The following is a 13800-nucleotide window of genomic DNA, read 5'->3' as shown; positions in this document are numbered from 1 at the left end:
CACCGACATGGACCTCTCGATTTCTCACGGCCAGGCGCAGCGGCTCTTAAAGCAGCGCAACCTCCTCGCGATCACCGCGACCGGGCTGTTTGCCCTGAGCGTGGTGTTGACGTTCACCGCCGCGCACCGCGACCGCGAAGTGGTGCTGCAGCCGGTGCTGGCGAAGCCGCTGACGCTGTCCTCGAGCCACATCGACAAGGATTACCTTGAGCTCGTCACGCGCGATGCCGCGCTGCTGACACTCAACCGCTCGCCGTCCAACCTGCAGTACTGGATGGATTCGATCCTGGCGATCACCGATCCCAGAACCCACGGCCGGATGAAGGCCGAACTGATGAAGATCTTCAACGAGCAGAACGGCTCGAATGTCTCGCAGTTCTTCACGATCGAGAACCTCTCTGTCGATCCCGAGGCACTGACCAGCGAGGTCAACGGCGTGCTGCACACGGTGGTCGGCTCCAAGGAGGTGACCTCCGAAGCCCGGACCTTCCGCTACGTGTGGAGCTACTCGGGCGTCAGCCTCAAGCTCGCCGGGTTCGGGCGCGTGACCAAGGATCCGTCGGGCAAGGTCATCGACGCCAAGGGCGCGGGCAGCGCGCAATCAGACAATAGCGACGGGGGAGAGGCGTGATGGCCGAACTGGGTTGGGGCGCGATCGGGGTGGGCAGCGTGCTCGCCGGACGGCCCTATGCAATCAATGGCCGCCCGGTTGGCGCCGCGCTCATCTGCTTCGGTGCGCTGTGCCTTGCCGCACCCGCCATGGCCGACCAGAGCATTCCCGCTGCTGACAATGGTACGGTCGCCTGTGTCGCCTCGGCGAAGGACCTCACCCGGATCAGCCTTGCGGGAGACCAGTTCGCCTCGGTCTCGAAGATCAGCACCGGCAACCCGGCCGAGGACTTCAAGATCGTCAACGAGCCCGTGCGCGGGGACATCTACATTTCGGTGCCCGATGGCTTCACCAAGCCCAACCTCTCGTTCTTCGGCACGACCCGAAAGGGCTACGTCTACAAGTTCCTCTGCCAGGTCCGCGGCAACGACGCCGAGCAGGTCTTCGTCACCAACACGGCGATCAAGACCGAGGCCGCGCGCGATTGGGAAGTGCGCTCTTCGCCCGAGGATGCCGCCGTGCGCCTCGCGCAAGCCATGTATCGCAGCGAGACCATCGAAGGCTTCGAGATCAGGCAAAGCGTGCTCGAGCCGGTCGCGGTCGGCAAGCTCGAGGTCCAGCAGGTCGGCGAATACCGCGGCGCTGACCTCAAGGGACTGATCCTCAAGGTCCGCAACACCGGCGCAAAGCCGCTCACTCTCGATGAGAACCTGCTCGCCGCGCGCGGCAGCGTCGCCTTCATGACCCCGGTGAGCGAGCTCGCGCCCGGCCAGGCGGCCGCTGTCTACCTCATCCAATCGAATGGAGGCCAGTGATGGACTGGAAGAACCCGTTCCGCAAAGGCCCCAAGGCGCTCGACGGTCCCGCAACCCACCCTGGAAGTGGTGACGCCTCGCCGCTCGGCGATGCAATCGTGGCCAATGAGGCGGTCAGGAAGAAGCAGATGCTGCTGCTCGGCGCTGGCGGTCTTGCCGCGCTTGTCATCGGCTCCTCGTGGATCTTCGCCGGCGATCACAAGAGCAGCGACGCCAGCGTCAAGCGGCAGGTCGCCGACGTCTCGGTCGACGAGATGGTCAACAAGAACATGGCCGAGAAGGAGTGGCGTGCCCAGTCCGAGGCGCAGATGATGTCGATGGACACCAACATGCGCGCGCTCGCTGCCCGTGCGCAGCGGGCCGACCAGTTGGAAGCGCAGCTGGCCCAGGGTCAGGCAGCGCAGAGCACGTCAGGCGGCGGGATATCTCCCGACACCGAGCGGGTGCTTTCCGCCTACCAGAACGAGAATGAGCAGTTGAAGGCAGCGCTCGCAGCCGCGCGCCAGTCGCCGGTCATGGGTGCCGGCGCGACACCGGTCGGACCCAACGCGCTTTACGGGCGGACCAGCCCACCGAGCTACCAGACCGCGCCCAGCACGCCTGCCGGGCAAGCCGCAATGGCCGCGGCGGGACTCCCGGCAGGGCGCGGGAGCGAGGTCAGCCTGGTCTCGTTCAACGAGGGCGCAAGCGGAACCGGAAGCCCGGTCCCCAAGGGCAACACTGTCTTCACCGACAGCGCCAATTACCTGCCGCCGAACTCGATCGCGGTCGCCAAGGTCATAGTCGGGGTCGATGCGGCCGCCGGCGTCCAGAGTCAGACCGATCCCCTGCCGGTCGTGCTGCGCATCACCGGCCCTGCGCGCTCGGTCTACGACAACGGGCGGCTGCTCACGACCAATATCGCCGGATGCCTGGTCAACGGCGCGGCGCGCGGCGACCTCTCGAGCGAGAAGGTCTACGTCAAGCTGCAGCGCATGACCTGCCCGCAGCCCAATGGCCGTTACGCGGTCTCGGACGTCAAGGGCTTCATCGCCTTCGGCGGCAAGACCGGGGTCAGGGGGAGGGTGGTCAGCCGGGAAGGTTCGCTGATCGGCCAGGCCTTCCTTGCCGGTCTCGCCGGCGGCTTTGGCCGCGGCTTTGCCGCCAACACCAATTCGACGCTCACCGGAACAAACGTCAACGTCAATGGGCAGCGCCAGAAGCTCGGCACCGGCGACATCCTCGAGGGCGGGCTCGGCGAAGGCATCGCCACCTCGGGCGACATGGTCAGCAAGTACCTGATCGAGCGGGCCGAACAGTACCAGCCCGTGATCGAGATGCCGACCGGGATCGATGTCGAAATCGTGTTTCTCGAAGGCGTGTTCATCAACGGGTGAGGAGGGTGCAATGAAGCTGAAGTCCTTGAAGTCATTCCATCTGGCGCGGCCCCGCCTTGGCCAGGTCCTGATGCCGCTCGCCGCGATCGCGCTCGGTAGTGGCGGCTCGCTGGTCTGGGCGAACGCCGGCACCGGTGATGCCGCAACTGCCCAACATGCCCCAAGCGAGGCGGACCAGGCGGTGACCGCGCTCCTGAAGCAGCGCCTGCCGCGCACCCAGGTCTCCCGCGTCAATTGCCAGGTGGTCGATGGGGTCTGCGAAGTGACCGCAGGCTCGCAGCTGTTCTACGTCGACAAGACCGCGCGATATCTCCTGATCGGGCGGGTCTACGACATGCAGACCCGCCAGGACCTGACTGCGGTCCGGCTGCTCGAGGTCAACCCCGATCTCCTCGTCGGCGGCGCTGCGGGGAGCAAGCAGGAAGCCCAGGAAGTCGAGACCCCACGCCGCGGCGTCAGCACGCCGGCGGCGAGCGGTGCCCCCCGGATGATGTCGCTCGCCGCACTGCCCGAGGCGGGCGGCATTGTCTGGGGAGCAAACTCGGGGCCGACCGTGACCGTGTTCAGCGATTTTCGCTGCGGCTACTGCCGGGCGCTCTCGGGCGTCCTCGAAAACATGAACGTGCGGGTGATCGAGCGGCCGATCTCGGTGCTCGGCAGCCGCGATCTTGCCAACCAGGTGTTCTGCGCGCGCGATCGCCGCAAGGCGGTCAAAGCCGCCTATGCCGGGGCGCCGATAACAGACACGCGCGCCTGCGACACCTCGCCGCTCGATGCCAACGAGGCCTTCGCGCGCCAGCAGGGCCTTGCCGGAACCCCGGTCATCGTCCGCTCGGACGGCGCGGTGATCGAAGGCTTCCGCCCGCGCGAAGTGCTCGAGCAGTGGCTGAAGGGCGCCAAGTCGTGACCGCGCTCAGCTCCAAGCATCTTGCGAGCCTCACGCGCGCAGTCGCGCGGCGCTCTTGTGGGCGAGTCTCGCTGCCGCGGGTGGAGCTCAGCCGCGCCGAAGCAATCCAGCTGTGGCAGGATCTCGTCCTTGCCACTGCGGTTCCGCGAGGCGTGCTGCTCACGCCTCGCGAACAGGCATTGCTGGGCAAGCGCGCGTGGGCGCGCTCGGCGGGCCATGTCGCGCTTGGTGAGGCTCCGCTGTCGCGCCAATCGGGCCTCGCCATCTGGCGGCTCGCGATCCGGCTTGGGGATCTTGCGGCGCGGCGATCGCCAAACCCCGTCACCCGGGCTGCAAGCATCGCGGCCATCGGACTCGCGGCTACCCAGCTCGCCGCCTGCACCTCGCTGTTCGGCGGCAACATCAAGGGCAGCTTTGCCTGCAGCGCACCAGGCGGGACCTGCGCGCCTTCGACGGTGATCGACGACCAGGCGCTGTCGGTGATCCAGAATGCCCGGCCGATGACCCCGGCAGGGCCGTACATCCGCCAGCCCGCCGCCGCCAAGCCGGTTACTGCGTCGTACACGCCGTCGGGTTCGGGCCGCATCACCTCGGCCGGCGGCGGCATGGTCCACCGCGAGCGCCGCGTGCTCAAGGTGGTGTTCCCCTCTTTCGTCGATGGTGGTGGCAATCTCCACGAACCGCGGATCATCCACGCAGTGGTCGACAACGGCGCCTGGATGGAGCTGTCCTCGGGCGAGCCCAATATCGGCGAGCAGGTCGAGGGCAGGGCAGTTAGCCTCGCGAGCGCGGCATTCGTGCCGGCACCGGTACCCGTCGCCCCGATCGCCCAGGACGCTGGGTCACCCACTCCCAAAGCAATAGATGCCGCGCCTTCCGGGCCGCCGCGCCCCGAGGCCGTTGCGGCGGCGCGCGCCAAGGGTGCCGCGCTCCAGTCGGGCAATGCGATCGAGGCGATTCAGGCTCAGGTGCAGGCGCGTCTCGCGCCCACTGCGAAAGCGCACGTCCCGGCAGCAGCGGTACGTGCGGCGCCCAGTAGTGCGGTGCCGACCCCAGCTCCGGCTTCCGCCTCGGCGGTCAGCGCCGCTCCGGCGGCGACCAAGCCCGCCAATGGCCCCGCCGCCTTTCCGGCCAAGGTCGAGGAGTAAGCGACGATGGCCTCGCACGGGTTCTGGGACCGGTTCCTCGATATGCTGTTCGGCGAAAGCGCGCATCCGGAGGCGGAGCGCCCGGTGCTCGGCGCGCCGATGCTGTCGAACTGGCTGCCCTATCGAAGCTACGACAAGAAGCACGGCCTGTTCATCAACACGGACTCGCTCGGGTTCATTCTCGAGCTGGCCCCGATGATGGGCGCAGACGAGCGCAGCGGCGAGCTGCTGACCCAGTTTCTGTCGGACGCCGTGCCCTCGGGCTGCGAGATCCAGCTGATCCACTGGCAGAGTCCCTCGGTTGGCGAACGCATCGCTGATTGGGTGATGCCGCGCGTGGTCGCCAAGGGGGTCTATGGCCGCGCGGCGATGCACCGGGCGCGCTGGCTGCGCCGCGCCGCCTGGATGTCGATCTCGCGCGACGCACCGTTTTACCTGCGCAACACCCGGGTGATCCTCTCGGTCGGTGCCCGGCTCAGTGGCCCGATCGGGGCCGACACGCTCGCCTCGGTGCGCGACAGTCTTCACGGGACGCTGCAGTCGCTCTCGATCCCGGCCCGCGACATGGGACCGGTCGAACTGATCGCCTTCCTCGACGATTTTCTCTGCCCGGCGGTCGATAACGCCGACAAGCCCGAACACTATTCCGAGCTCGATCCGATCAACGTCCAGTGCGTGCGGCGCGATCTCGAAACCCAGGTCACCCCTGACCGGATCGTGCTCCAGACCGAGCGCTTCCGCCCCACTGGCGAGCGCCAGGACGGCGCGCCGGTGATCGGCGAGGTCGTGCCCGACAAGTTCGACTGGCGCTTCTTCTCGGTGCGCAACCTCCCCAAACAATGGGCGCCGTGGGACGTCCAGAAAATCATCGGCGACGTCATCAACGACAAGCTGCGCTTCGGCTGCAACGTCATGACCGTGCTCGGGCTCGTCTACCAGGACGAGGAAGCGGTCGCCTCGCGCGCGGGCCTCAAGGTCATGCGCACCACCAGCCTTGCCGACAGCCGCTCGGCGCGCTTCCTGCCCCAGCTCTCCGAGCAGCGCGACGAATAGCAATACGTTCAGGCCGAGATCCGCCAGGGCCGCAAGCTCGCGCAGGTCTACTACGGCGTCGGCGCGCTCTCGCCCTTGGGCAAGGGCGACATCAACGAGCGCATGGTGAAGTCGGTCTACAAGGCCTGCGGGTGGGACCTCATCGACGAGCGCTACCTCCAGGTGATGGGGCTGCTCGCAGCGATGCCGCTGTCGCTCCCCAATGGGCTCTCGGCTGACCTGAAGCGCATGAAGCGCTTCAAGACCATGCTCACCACCACCGCGGCCTCGATCGCGCCGCTCCAGGGCGAGCACACCGGCGGGCACATCCCGCACGTTCTGCTCATCGGCCGGCGCGGGCAGCCGTTCTTCTGGTCGCCGTTCCAGAACGCGGCGGGCAATCACAACGTCGCCGTTTTCGGCAAGTCGGGCTCGGGCAAGTCGGTATTCCTGCAGGACGTCTGTGCCGCGATGTCCGGCGCGGGGGCCAAGGTCATCGTGATCGATGACGGCCGCTCGTTCGAGCACATGGTCAAAGCCTTCGGCGGCGCTTTCGTCGAGTTCAAGCTATCCTCTGGCTTCTCGCTCAATCCCTTCGACATGATCGACGGCGAGGCGCTAGCGAGCGACGAGGACGGCGAGGACTATGAGGTCGAATGCCTCGCGATGCTCAAATCGATCGTCGGCCAGATGGCGCGCCAGCAGGACCGCTTGTCCGACACCGAGCGCGGGCTGATCGATTCCGCGGTGAGCACGGTCTGGCGCGAGAAACAGCGCCATGGGACGATTGACGATGTTGCCGCGGCGCTGCGCGCGCTGCCTTCGCCCTATGCCGGCGATCTTGCCGATGCGATGTCGCCGTTCCTAAAAGGCGGCACCTATGGCCGCTTTTTCGAAGGCGCCTGCTCGATCGACCTCTCGGCCGGGCTCACCGTGTTCGAGCTCTCCGACCTCTCCTCGAAGCCCGAACTGCGCTCGGTCGCGCTGACCGCGCTCATGTTCCTGACACTTCGGGTGATGCGCGATCTCGACCGCTCGGTGCCCAAGCTGACGATGATCGACGAAGCCTGGCAACTCCTTGGCGGCGGGCAGATGGGCCAGGCGATCGAGACCTATGCCCGCACCTGCCGCAAATATGGCGGCTCGCTGATCACAGCGACCCAGTCGCTCAACGACTTCTACAAGTCGGAAGGTTCGCTCGCCGCACTCGAAAACTCGGACTGGTCGATCGTCCTCCAGCAGAAGGAAGAGACGATCAACGATCTCGCCAAGCACCAGCGCTTCGAGATGGACCATTACACGGAAAGCCTGCTCCGCTCGCTGAAGCGCAACGGGACCGAGTATTCCGACGTCCTGATCAAAGGCCCCGAGACGCTTGCTGTAGGGCGCCTTGTGCTCGATCCCTATTCGGCGACGCTCTATTCCTCGAGCCCCCGGGTCTTTTCCGAGATCGAGGACAAGGTGCGCGGCGGCCTGGCGCTCCCCGATGCGATCGAGCGGGTGGCCTTCCCCGATTTCGTGCCGCCCGAGCCCGGCGCGCCCGACTTTGCCGAGGGCGAGCTTGCGGAGGCGGCCGAATGACGCCCACCTTGGCCCCAACCGCGCCATCGCGCGCTCCATCCCGCCTGGCGGACGGCTGCTACGTCGCGCTGCGCTTGACAGGCTGGCTCGCAGTCACGCTCGGCTGTGTTGCTGCCCTCTGGCTGCTGTTCTTCGCCGCGCTCGGGAACTTCAGCTTTTCCGGGACCGTGCTCCAGCTCGACAATTTCGCCTCGCGCTACGTCGCGGCCGATGCCGCACGGCAGGACAGATTCCGCCTGTTCTTCTGGCTGGCGAGCGCCGTGCTGTTCGCCGCGCTCGCCTTCTTCCGCCGCCATTCGCTTGGCGATCTGAGCCCGGCGGCAAACCCCACTTGCAAGGAGAGAGATCATGGCAGGTAAGCCCCGTGTCGCCGCAACAGGCGGCGAGAACGCAGCGCCCGGTCCGCTGTTCGAGGCCGATGTGGCAGCGGCGCCCGCGAGCCCGCCGCAGCGTGCGCGCCTCGGTGCGGCCCCGGTCGCGCTCGTGGCCGCCCTTGTTGCGGCGGGCCTGTGGGGCGCATGGGTGACCAAGAGCGTGCTCGGCGGGCCTAAGACACCGGCGATCGCCAAGGTCCAGCTTTCTGGGATCGTCGGCGAATATGTCCAGGCGCAGGCGCGCTCGGCGACCCCGCCCGAGCAGGTCACCACCGAGACCCGCGCGTTCATGAGCGAGATCCAGCGTAATCTCGAACGGCGCGGCGCGGCAGGCCAGATCGTGCTGGTCGGCGAAGCGGTCGTCGCCGGCAATGTCCCCGACATCACTGCCGACGTGCGCCGCGAGGTCTATGCCCGCGTGCGGATGCCGCAGCAGGCGGCGGCGAGCAGCACCGATGTCATGGGCGCGATGCGTGCCGCTATGTCGGGTTCGGGGCCGGGACCGGCGCCGCAGGCTGGAGTTCTCGGGGGTCAGGGCAATGCCCCCGCAAAATGAAACACACCCTGAGCCCCCGGCGGCGAGCGGCAGTCATGCCAAGCGCTGGCTGGCGATTGGCGCGCTTGCGGCGTGCCTCGCGGCGAGTTCCTTGCTCGCGAGCTGGCGCGATGAACATGCGATCCTGATCAACACCACCCAGTCGCTCCCCAACTGGGCGTTCTGGATTGACAAGCACCGCGTGCCTGAGCGCGGCGACTTCGTGGTCTTCAAGGCGCCGCAGACCCCGCTCATCACCGCGCATTTCGGCAAGGTGGCCCCGCCCTTTGCCAAGCGGGTCTATGGCATGCCGGGCGACGTGGTCAGCCGCGAGGGCGCCGTCGTGCGGATCAATGGCGCCGAGGTTGCGCGCCTCAAGCCGGCGAGCTCGCGCGGTGAAAAGCTCGAGCCTGGTCCGACCGGGCGGATCCCCGAACACTGCTACTATCTCGGCACCGCGCACAAGGACGGGCTCGACAGCCGCTATGCCGATATCGGGTTCGTCTGTTCCGGGACGATCATCGGCACCGGGGACTCGTTGCTGTGAGGCCCTTCGCCGCCCTGATCGCCGCAAGCGGCCTTGCCCTGCTGGTCGGTTGGCCGGGCATCTCGGGCCTGCGTGCTGCCGACTATGGGCAGATGGGTCAGACCTTTCCGATCATCGAGACCGATCTTCTCACCACGATCGAGACGCGGCTGAGGACGCTCGAGGCCAATGGCGGGATCGAGCGCATGCAGCGCCAGATGCAGGAACAAGCGGTCGCCAGCGTGCGCCGTCCCAAGCCGGTCGATGGCATGACCCCCGCAAGCGTCAAGCGCGAATGGCTGTTCGATCCCTCGATCGTCACGGAAGACGACATCGTCGATGCCAAGGGCAACCTGATCGCCGCGCGCGGCACCCGGGTCAATCCGCTCGACATGGTGCAATTGAGCCAGGCGCTGGTCTTCGTCGATGGTGACAATGCGGCCGAGCTGGCCTGGGCGGTGAAAACCTGGAGCGATGCGCGGGCCAAGATCATCTTTGTCTCGGGCTCGCCGTTCGATGCGATGAAGCCTTGGCAGCGGCGCTTCTACTTCGACCAGGGCGGCACGCTCACCGCCAAGTTCGGCATCCGCCACACCCCCGCCGTGGTCTCGGCAGCGGGCGCAAATCTCAAGATCAGCGAAGTGCCGCTACCGCCCGCGGCAGCCGCGCCCGCACGCGCACCCGTTCTCTCTGGCGGAGGCAAGGTGTCATGACCCACTCGCTCATCGACTTCCTCAAGACACCGATGGCCGCTCCCGAAACGGCGCGCCTTCGTCACATGCGGCGCTGGTGGATGGCCCTGTGCTGGGCGCTGGCGCTCGCCGTCTTGCTGCTCCCGCTCCTCAAAGCGCTGTTCGGGCTCTGGGGTGCAGGTCCTGCGCTGACCCTCGCCCTCGCCGCGCCGGTCCACGGCGTCGCCTACTTCCGCGCCAAACTGCGGGCGGATGAGGCCTTCGCCCAAGGAGCTCGGCCATGACGCGGCTCGGCCGGAAATTCGCCGCCTTGCTCGCGGCGCTGGCGCTCGCCTTTGCGGTATCGGCGCCCGCGCGCGCCGATACCGCCACCTGCCACGGCAAGTTCATCAACCCGATCACCGACGTGTGCTGGTCGTGCCTGTTCCCACTGTCGATCGGCGGGCTCTCGATCTGGAAGGGCTCGCGCCCCGACCCCAAGAATCCCTCGTTTCCCTTGTGCGCCTGCGGTTCGCCGATCCCGCGCATTGGTATCTCGGTGGGCTTTTGGGAGCCGGTGCGGCTTGTCGACGTCACCAACAAGGCCTGGTGCTTTCCCAACCTTGGCGGAATCCGCCTCAACCCCGGCTTCGCCATCGGCAATGGCCATGTCCAGGGCCGCAGCCAGATCGGCGGCAAGGCGCAGAACAGCTCGCAGTGGCAGTCGCACTACTACGTCTACCCGCTGCTCTACTGGATGGAGATCCTGACCGACTTCCTTTGCTTCGAGCAGACCACCTTCGATGTTGCCTATGTCACCGAGATTGACCCGCTCTGGCAGGATTCCGCGCTCACCTCGATCATCAATCCGGAAGTCGCGCTGTTCTCGAACCCGATCGCGACCGCGGCGTGTGCGGCCGACTGTGTCGCGGCGACCGCCAAGCTGCCGATCGACCAGATGTTCTGGTGCGCGGGCTGCAACGGCGGGATGTACCCGCTGAACGGCCACGTCGCCGCGCATGTCACCCCGATCCAGGCCTCGCGGCTCGTCGCCGAACGCATGCTCTACAAGATGCACCGCGAGGCGCTCGCCTGGGGGACGATGGGTTCGAAGGCGCTGTGCCACAAGTACCTGATGCCGGTGATGAGGAAGCAGCAATACCGGCTGCAGATGACCAACCCGATCTCGACAGTGAAGGGCCGCTACGCCTGCGCGCCGATCGGCGCGACCACCATCATTCCCCAGACCGGCAAGGGCTACCCCGTCAAGGGTGAGGACTTTGGCTACCTCGTCTGGCGCAAGCGCAACTGCTGCATGCTGTGAGGACGCCCATGACCTTCGCGCGCACCTTGCTTAAACCCCACCTCGCAGGAATCGCTGGCTTCCTCGCGCTTACGGCTGTCTCGGCAGCGCTCGCGCAAACGCTAGACGGCATCGACCTCAAGGCCATCAAGGACCGGGCAACCGAGGCGACAGCCGATGCCCAGACCTTGGTCGATGCGGTTGCCGGCAAGGGCGAGGCGCACCGCGCCGAGGCCGAGACCTTGCGCGAACAAGGCCTCGCTTCCGTCGCTTCGATCGATCCCGCGAGCCTTCCCAAGGGCCCGGATGGCGCGGTCGACTTCGACGAACTGCTCGCCGGCGCCGCGGCCAATACCCGCGCGCCGATGGGCGAGGGGCCGATGTTCATGGTCTTTGCCAGCTTGTCGATGCCTGGGGCCTCGCTCACCCGGCTGATCGCCGACACGACCAAGGCCGGCGGCGTGGTGGTGTTCCGCGGCTTTCCCGGAGGCAGCACAAAAGCCTTTGCCGAGGGCCTCAAGCGCGTTGTGACCGACGAGGGCCAAGAAGCCCATCTCGCGATCGACCCGCGCCTGTTCCGCGCCTTCAAGGTCGAGGCTGCGCCGACCTTCGTCGCCGCGGGCCGCGAGTACGAGCTCTGCGACGGGCTCGACTGCACCAGCGCCACTCCCGACCACGACCGGCTCACCGGCAATGTCACAGTCGAGTTCGCGCTCGAGAGTTTTGCAGGTGGCCGCGGGCCCGGCGCCGGCGTCGCGCGCATCGCGCTCGCCCAGCTCAACAAGGGTCATTGAGATGCGCGCGCCGCGCCTTGCTGGATTTGCGCTTGCCGGGATGGTGCTGCTCGCCGCGGCCGGCGCACAAGGACAGGTCTACATCCCCCCGCCCGACGATCTGGTCGAGCCGCAACCGCCGCTCCCGCCCGCGATTGATCCCGGCGTGCCCGCTCCCGCCCCGCCGCCTCCTTCCGCGCCTGCCACCATGACCGTGGACGAGGCCAAGGCCGAGGCTCGGGCGACCGGATCGAGCGTGCGCGGCGCCTACCAGGGGATCACCGATGCCCCGGGTGCGGCCGGGCAGATACCGGGGTATCAGGCGGAATATCCCGGACTCACCCAGTATTACGACAATCCCGGCAACATGTACGCCGATGGGGCGGCGGCCGGCGTGAATAGCAATGCCTACCGCACCGCCAATTCGACCACGCGGCCGACCGTCGATGTCACCCGCGCCGACCTGTCCCGCGCCAACACCGTGACCGACGATCCCAATGCCTACTTGTCTGGCATGAGCGCGGACGGGTCGACCGGCAATTGCGTCCCGCTGCCGCCGAGTCCGGGGACCACCAACACTGCCGAATGGACCTGCAATGTCGGCTCGAGCGTGGTCGAACAGCCCAAGACCTGCACCCGCAGTCTCACCGTCGCGCCATGGAACGAGACGCTCTACCAGTACCTCTGCGTCACGGCCCCTGGCTTTCCGGGCTGCGCCTCGCTTGAGGGCAACGCCCTGTGCCGCAAGACCGGGACCTTCCCTGTTCCCGACTATAACCTCACGGTCGACTACTACGACTGCGACGCAGGCGTCAGTGATCCCAACGTCTACCTCATGGGCACGGTGGCCAAACCGCCGCCGGCGGACGCCTTCCAGGTCGTGAGCAACGTCTATCGCTGCAACAACGAAGGGATCACCGATGCGCTGACCTTTGATCCCGTGACGGGTTTTCCCGTCCAATATGTGAGCGGGCTTCAGCAGTGCGGGGCGATATCGGCGGAGCCGAGCTGTACCCAAACCACCGCCTCCGCGGCAGGCCTCACCGACCGCCAGCTCTGCAAGACCTGGGATTTCATCGGCGATCCGTTCGGGGGAGGGGGCTACCTCACTTGCCTTGAGCCCGCTTCGCTAGAAGCGGTCTATTCGTGCAGCACCAATGTCGCCGGCATCGTGCCCGAAAGCTCGGTATCGAAGTGGTTCACCCAAGTCTGGACCGACAATGCCTGCTCGGTCGATCTTGGCACCTGCACCCTCGCTGCCGAGACCTGCACTGCCCCCAATGAAACCCGCCTGATCGATGGCGTGCCGGTCACGCGGGCCTGCTGGGAGACGGCGAAGACCTACCAGTGCCAGACCGTGGTGGGCGGCGGCAACGACTGCGGCAAGCTCGATGCAACCCCCGGCTGCATGTTCGACCACGAGACCTGTCTCGACGATCCGCCCAGCGGAGATGGTTCGTGCAAGGTCGCCGAGCGTGTCTACAAGTGCCCGATCCCGGGATCGACGAGCCAGCCTGCGCAGTACATCTGCGGGGACGACGTCTACTGCGTCAATGGCGACTGCGAGCCGATCGTTCGCGAGGCCTCCGACGAGTTCAAGGACGCGGTCGTGGCGCTGAACGCGCTCGGACAGGCCAATTCCGAGTTCGACGAAAGCACGCTGACGCTGTTCAAGGGCACCGCCGAGAGTTGTGCGCACAAGGTCTTCGGTCTCGCCAACTGCTGCTCGGGGAAGGGCGTCCCGCTCCTCGTTCCGCTGCTGTGCAGCCCGGCCGAGGTGCTGCTCGATCAGAAGGACGATGCAGGGCTCTGCCACAAGATTGGCACTTACTGCTCGTCGAGCTTCCTTGGCATCTGTCTTTCCAAGCGCGATGTCTATTGCTGCTTCCTCTCGAAGATCAGTCGGATCCTCCAGGAGCAGGGCCGGCCCCAGATCGGCAAGACATGGGGAACGCCGAAGAAGCCCGTCTGCGACGGCTTCACCATTTTCGAGTTCCAGCAGCTCGACCTCTCGGTGATGGATTTTTCCGAAATCTACGCGGAGTTCGTCGATGCGGCGAAGCTCCCCGACGAAGCCGCCACGCTCATCGAAATCCAGGCAAAGATCGAGGCCTATTATGCCGCGCACAAGCCCTGAGCCCGCCACGAA

General features: G+C 66.7%; 13 protein-coding genes and 1 pseudogene. All 14 read left to right on the top strand.

Translation table 11 applies throughout. The features are described from left to right. Positions 1-7 precede the first annotated feature (7 nt). The 14 genes and pseudogenes from NJ75_RS20965 (at position 8) to traN (ending at position 13788) form a co-directional block, all read left to right on the top strand. Positions 8-631: a type IV conjugative transfer system protein TraE gene (locus tag NJ75_RS20965; RefSeq protein ID WP_010890985.1), complete on the top strand. Its 624-nt coding sequence runs from the start codon at positions 8-10 to the stop codon at positions 629-631. After that, complete coding sequence (locus tag NJ75_RS20960) at positions 631-1425, top strand: type-F conjugative transfer system secretin TraK (RefSeq protein ID WP_010890984.1); 795 nt, start codon at positions 631-633, stop codon at positions 1423-1425. Before NJ75_RS20965 ends, NJ75_RS20960 begins: the two co-directional genes overlap by 1 nt. After that, positions 1425-2801: a TraB/VirB10 family protein gene (locus tag NJ75_RS20955; RefSeq protein ID WP_010890983.1), complete on the top strand. Its 1377-nt coding sequence runs from the start codon at positions 1425-1427 to the stop codon at positions 2799-2801. The genes NJ75_RS20960 and NJ75_RS20955 overlap by 1 nt, the downstream gene beginning before the upstream one ends. 10 nt (positions 2802-2811) lie before the next feature. Then, on the top strand, positions 2812-3708 hold the full coding sequence (locus NJ75_RS20950; protein ID WP_010890982.1) for a DsbC family protein: 897 nt from the start codon (positions 2812-2814) through the stop codon (positions 3706-3708). Beyond that, complete coding sequence (locus NJ75_RS20945; protein WP_011906601.1) at positions 3705-4856, top strand: hypothetical protein; 1152 nt, start codon at positions 3705-3707, stop codon at positions 4854-4856. Before NJ75_RS20950 ends, NJ75_RS20945 begins: the two co-directional genes overlap by 4 nt. A 6-nt stretch (positions 4857-4862) precedes the next feature. Continuing rightward, positions 4863-7469, top strand: a pseudogene (gene traC, locus NJ75_RS20940) (type IV secretion system protein TraC). Beyond that, positions 7466-7828 (top strand): hypothetical protein, encoded by a 363-nt coding sequence (locus tag NJ75_RS20935; protein WP_010890979.1) that lies wholly within the window; start codon positions 7466-7468, stop codon positions 7826-7828. The pseudogene traC and the gene NJ75_RS20935 overlap by 4 nt, the downstream one beginning before the upstream one ends. Next, positions 7818-8399 (top strand): type-F conjugative transfer system protein TrbI, encoded by a 582-nt coding sequence (locus NJ75_RS20930; protein ID WP_011906603.1) that lies wholly within the window; start codon positions 7818-7820, stop codon positions 8397-8399. Before NJ75_RS20935 ends, NJ75_RS20930 begins: the two co-directional genes overlap by 11 nt. Further along, the gene (locus tag NJ75_RS20925) at positions 8383-8925 is read left to right on the top strand and encodes a S26 family signal peptidase (protein ID WP_011906604.1); all 543 of its coding nucleotides are present in this window, start codon (positions 8383-8385) and stop codon (positions 8923-8925) included. Before NJ75_RS20930 ends, NJ75_RS20925 begins: the two co-directional genes overlap by 17 nt. Further along, a complete protein-coding gene (gene traW, locus NJ75_RS20920; protein WP_010890977.1) occupies positions 8922-9617 on the top strand; it encodes a type-F conjugative transfer system protein TraW in 696 nt (231 codons plus the stop codon). The genes NJ75_RS20925 and traW overlap by 4 nt, the downstream gene beginning before the upstream one ends. Continuing rightward, on the top strand, positions 9614-9880 hold the full coding sequence (locus NJ75_RS20915) for a hypothetical protein (protein WP_010890976.1): 267 nt from the start codon (positions 9614-9616) through the stop codon (positions 9878-9880). Before traW ends, NJ75_RS20915 begins: the two co-directional genes overlap by 4 nt. Beyond that, entirely contained in the window at positions 9877-10899 is a 1023-nt protein-coding gene (gene traU, locus NJ75_RS20910; protein ID WP_010890975.1) for a conjugal transfer pilus assembly protein TraU, read from the top strand. Before NJ75_RS20915 ends, traU begins: the two co-directional genes overlap by 4 nt. An 8-nt stretch (positions 10900-10907) precedes the next feature. Next, complete coding sequence (gene trbC / locus NJ75_RS20905; RefSeq protein ID WP_010890974.1) at positions 10908-11672, top strand: type-F conjugative transfer system pilin assembly protein TrbC; 765 nt, start codon at positions 10908-10910, stop codon at positions 11670-11672. Position 11673: 1 nt separating this feature from the next. Further along, positions 11674-13788 (top strand): conjugal transfer protein TraN, encoded by a 2115-nt coding sequence (gene traN, locus NJ75_RS20900; protein ID WP_010890973.1) that lies wholly within the window; start codon positions 11674-11676, stop codon positions 13786-13788. Positions 13789-13800 lie beyond the last annotated feature (12 nt).

Origin of the sequence: Novosphingobium subterraneum, assembly GCF_000807925.1 — a bacterium.
Taxonomy (GTDB): domain Bacteria; phylum Pseudomonadota; class Alphaproteobacteria; order Sphingomonadales; family Sphingomonadaceae; genus Novosphingobium; species Novosphingobium subterraneum.
The sequence above is the reverse complement of the archived record's forward strand: the minus strand, read 5'-3'. Positions and strand labels throughout refer to the sequence as shown.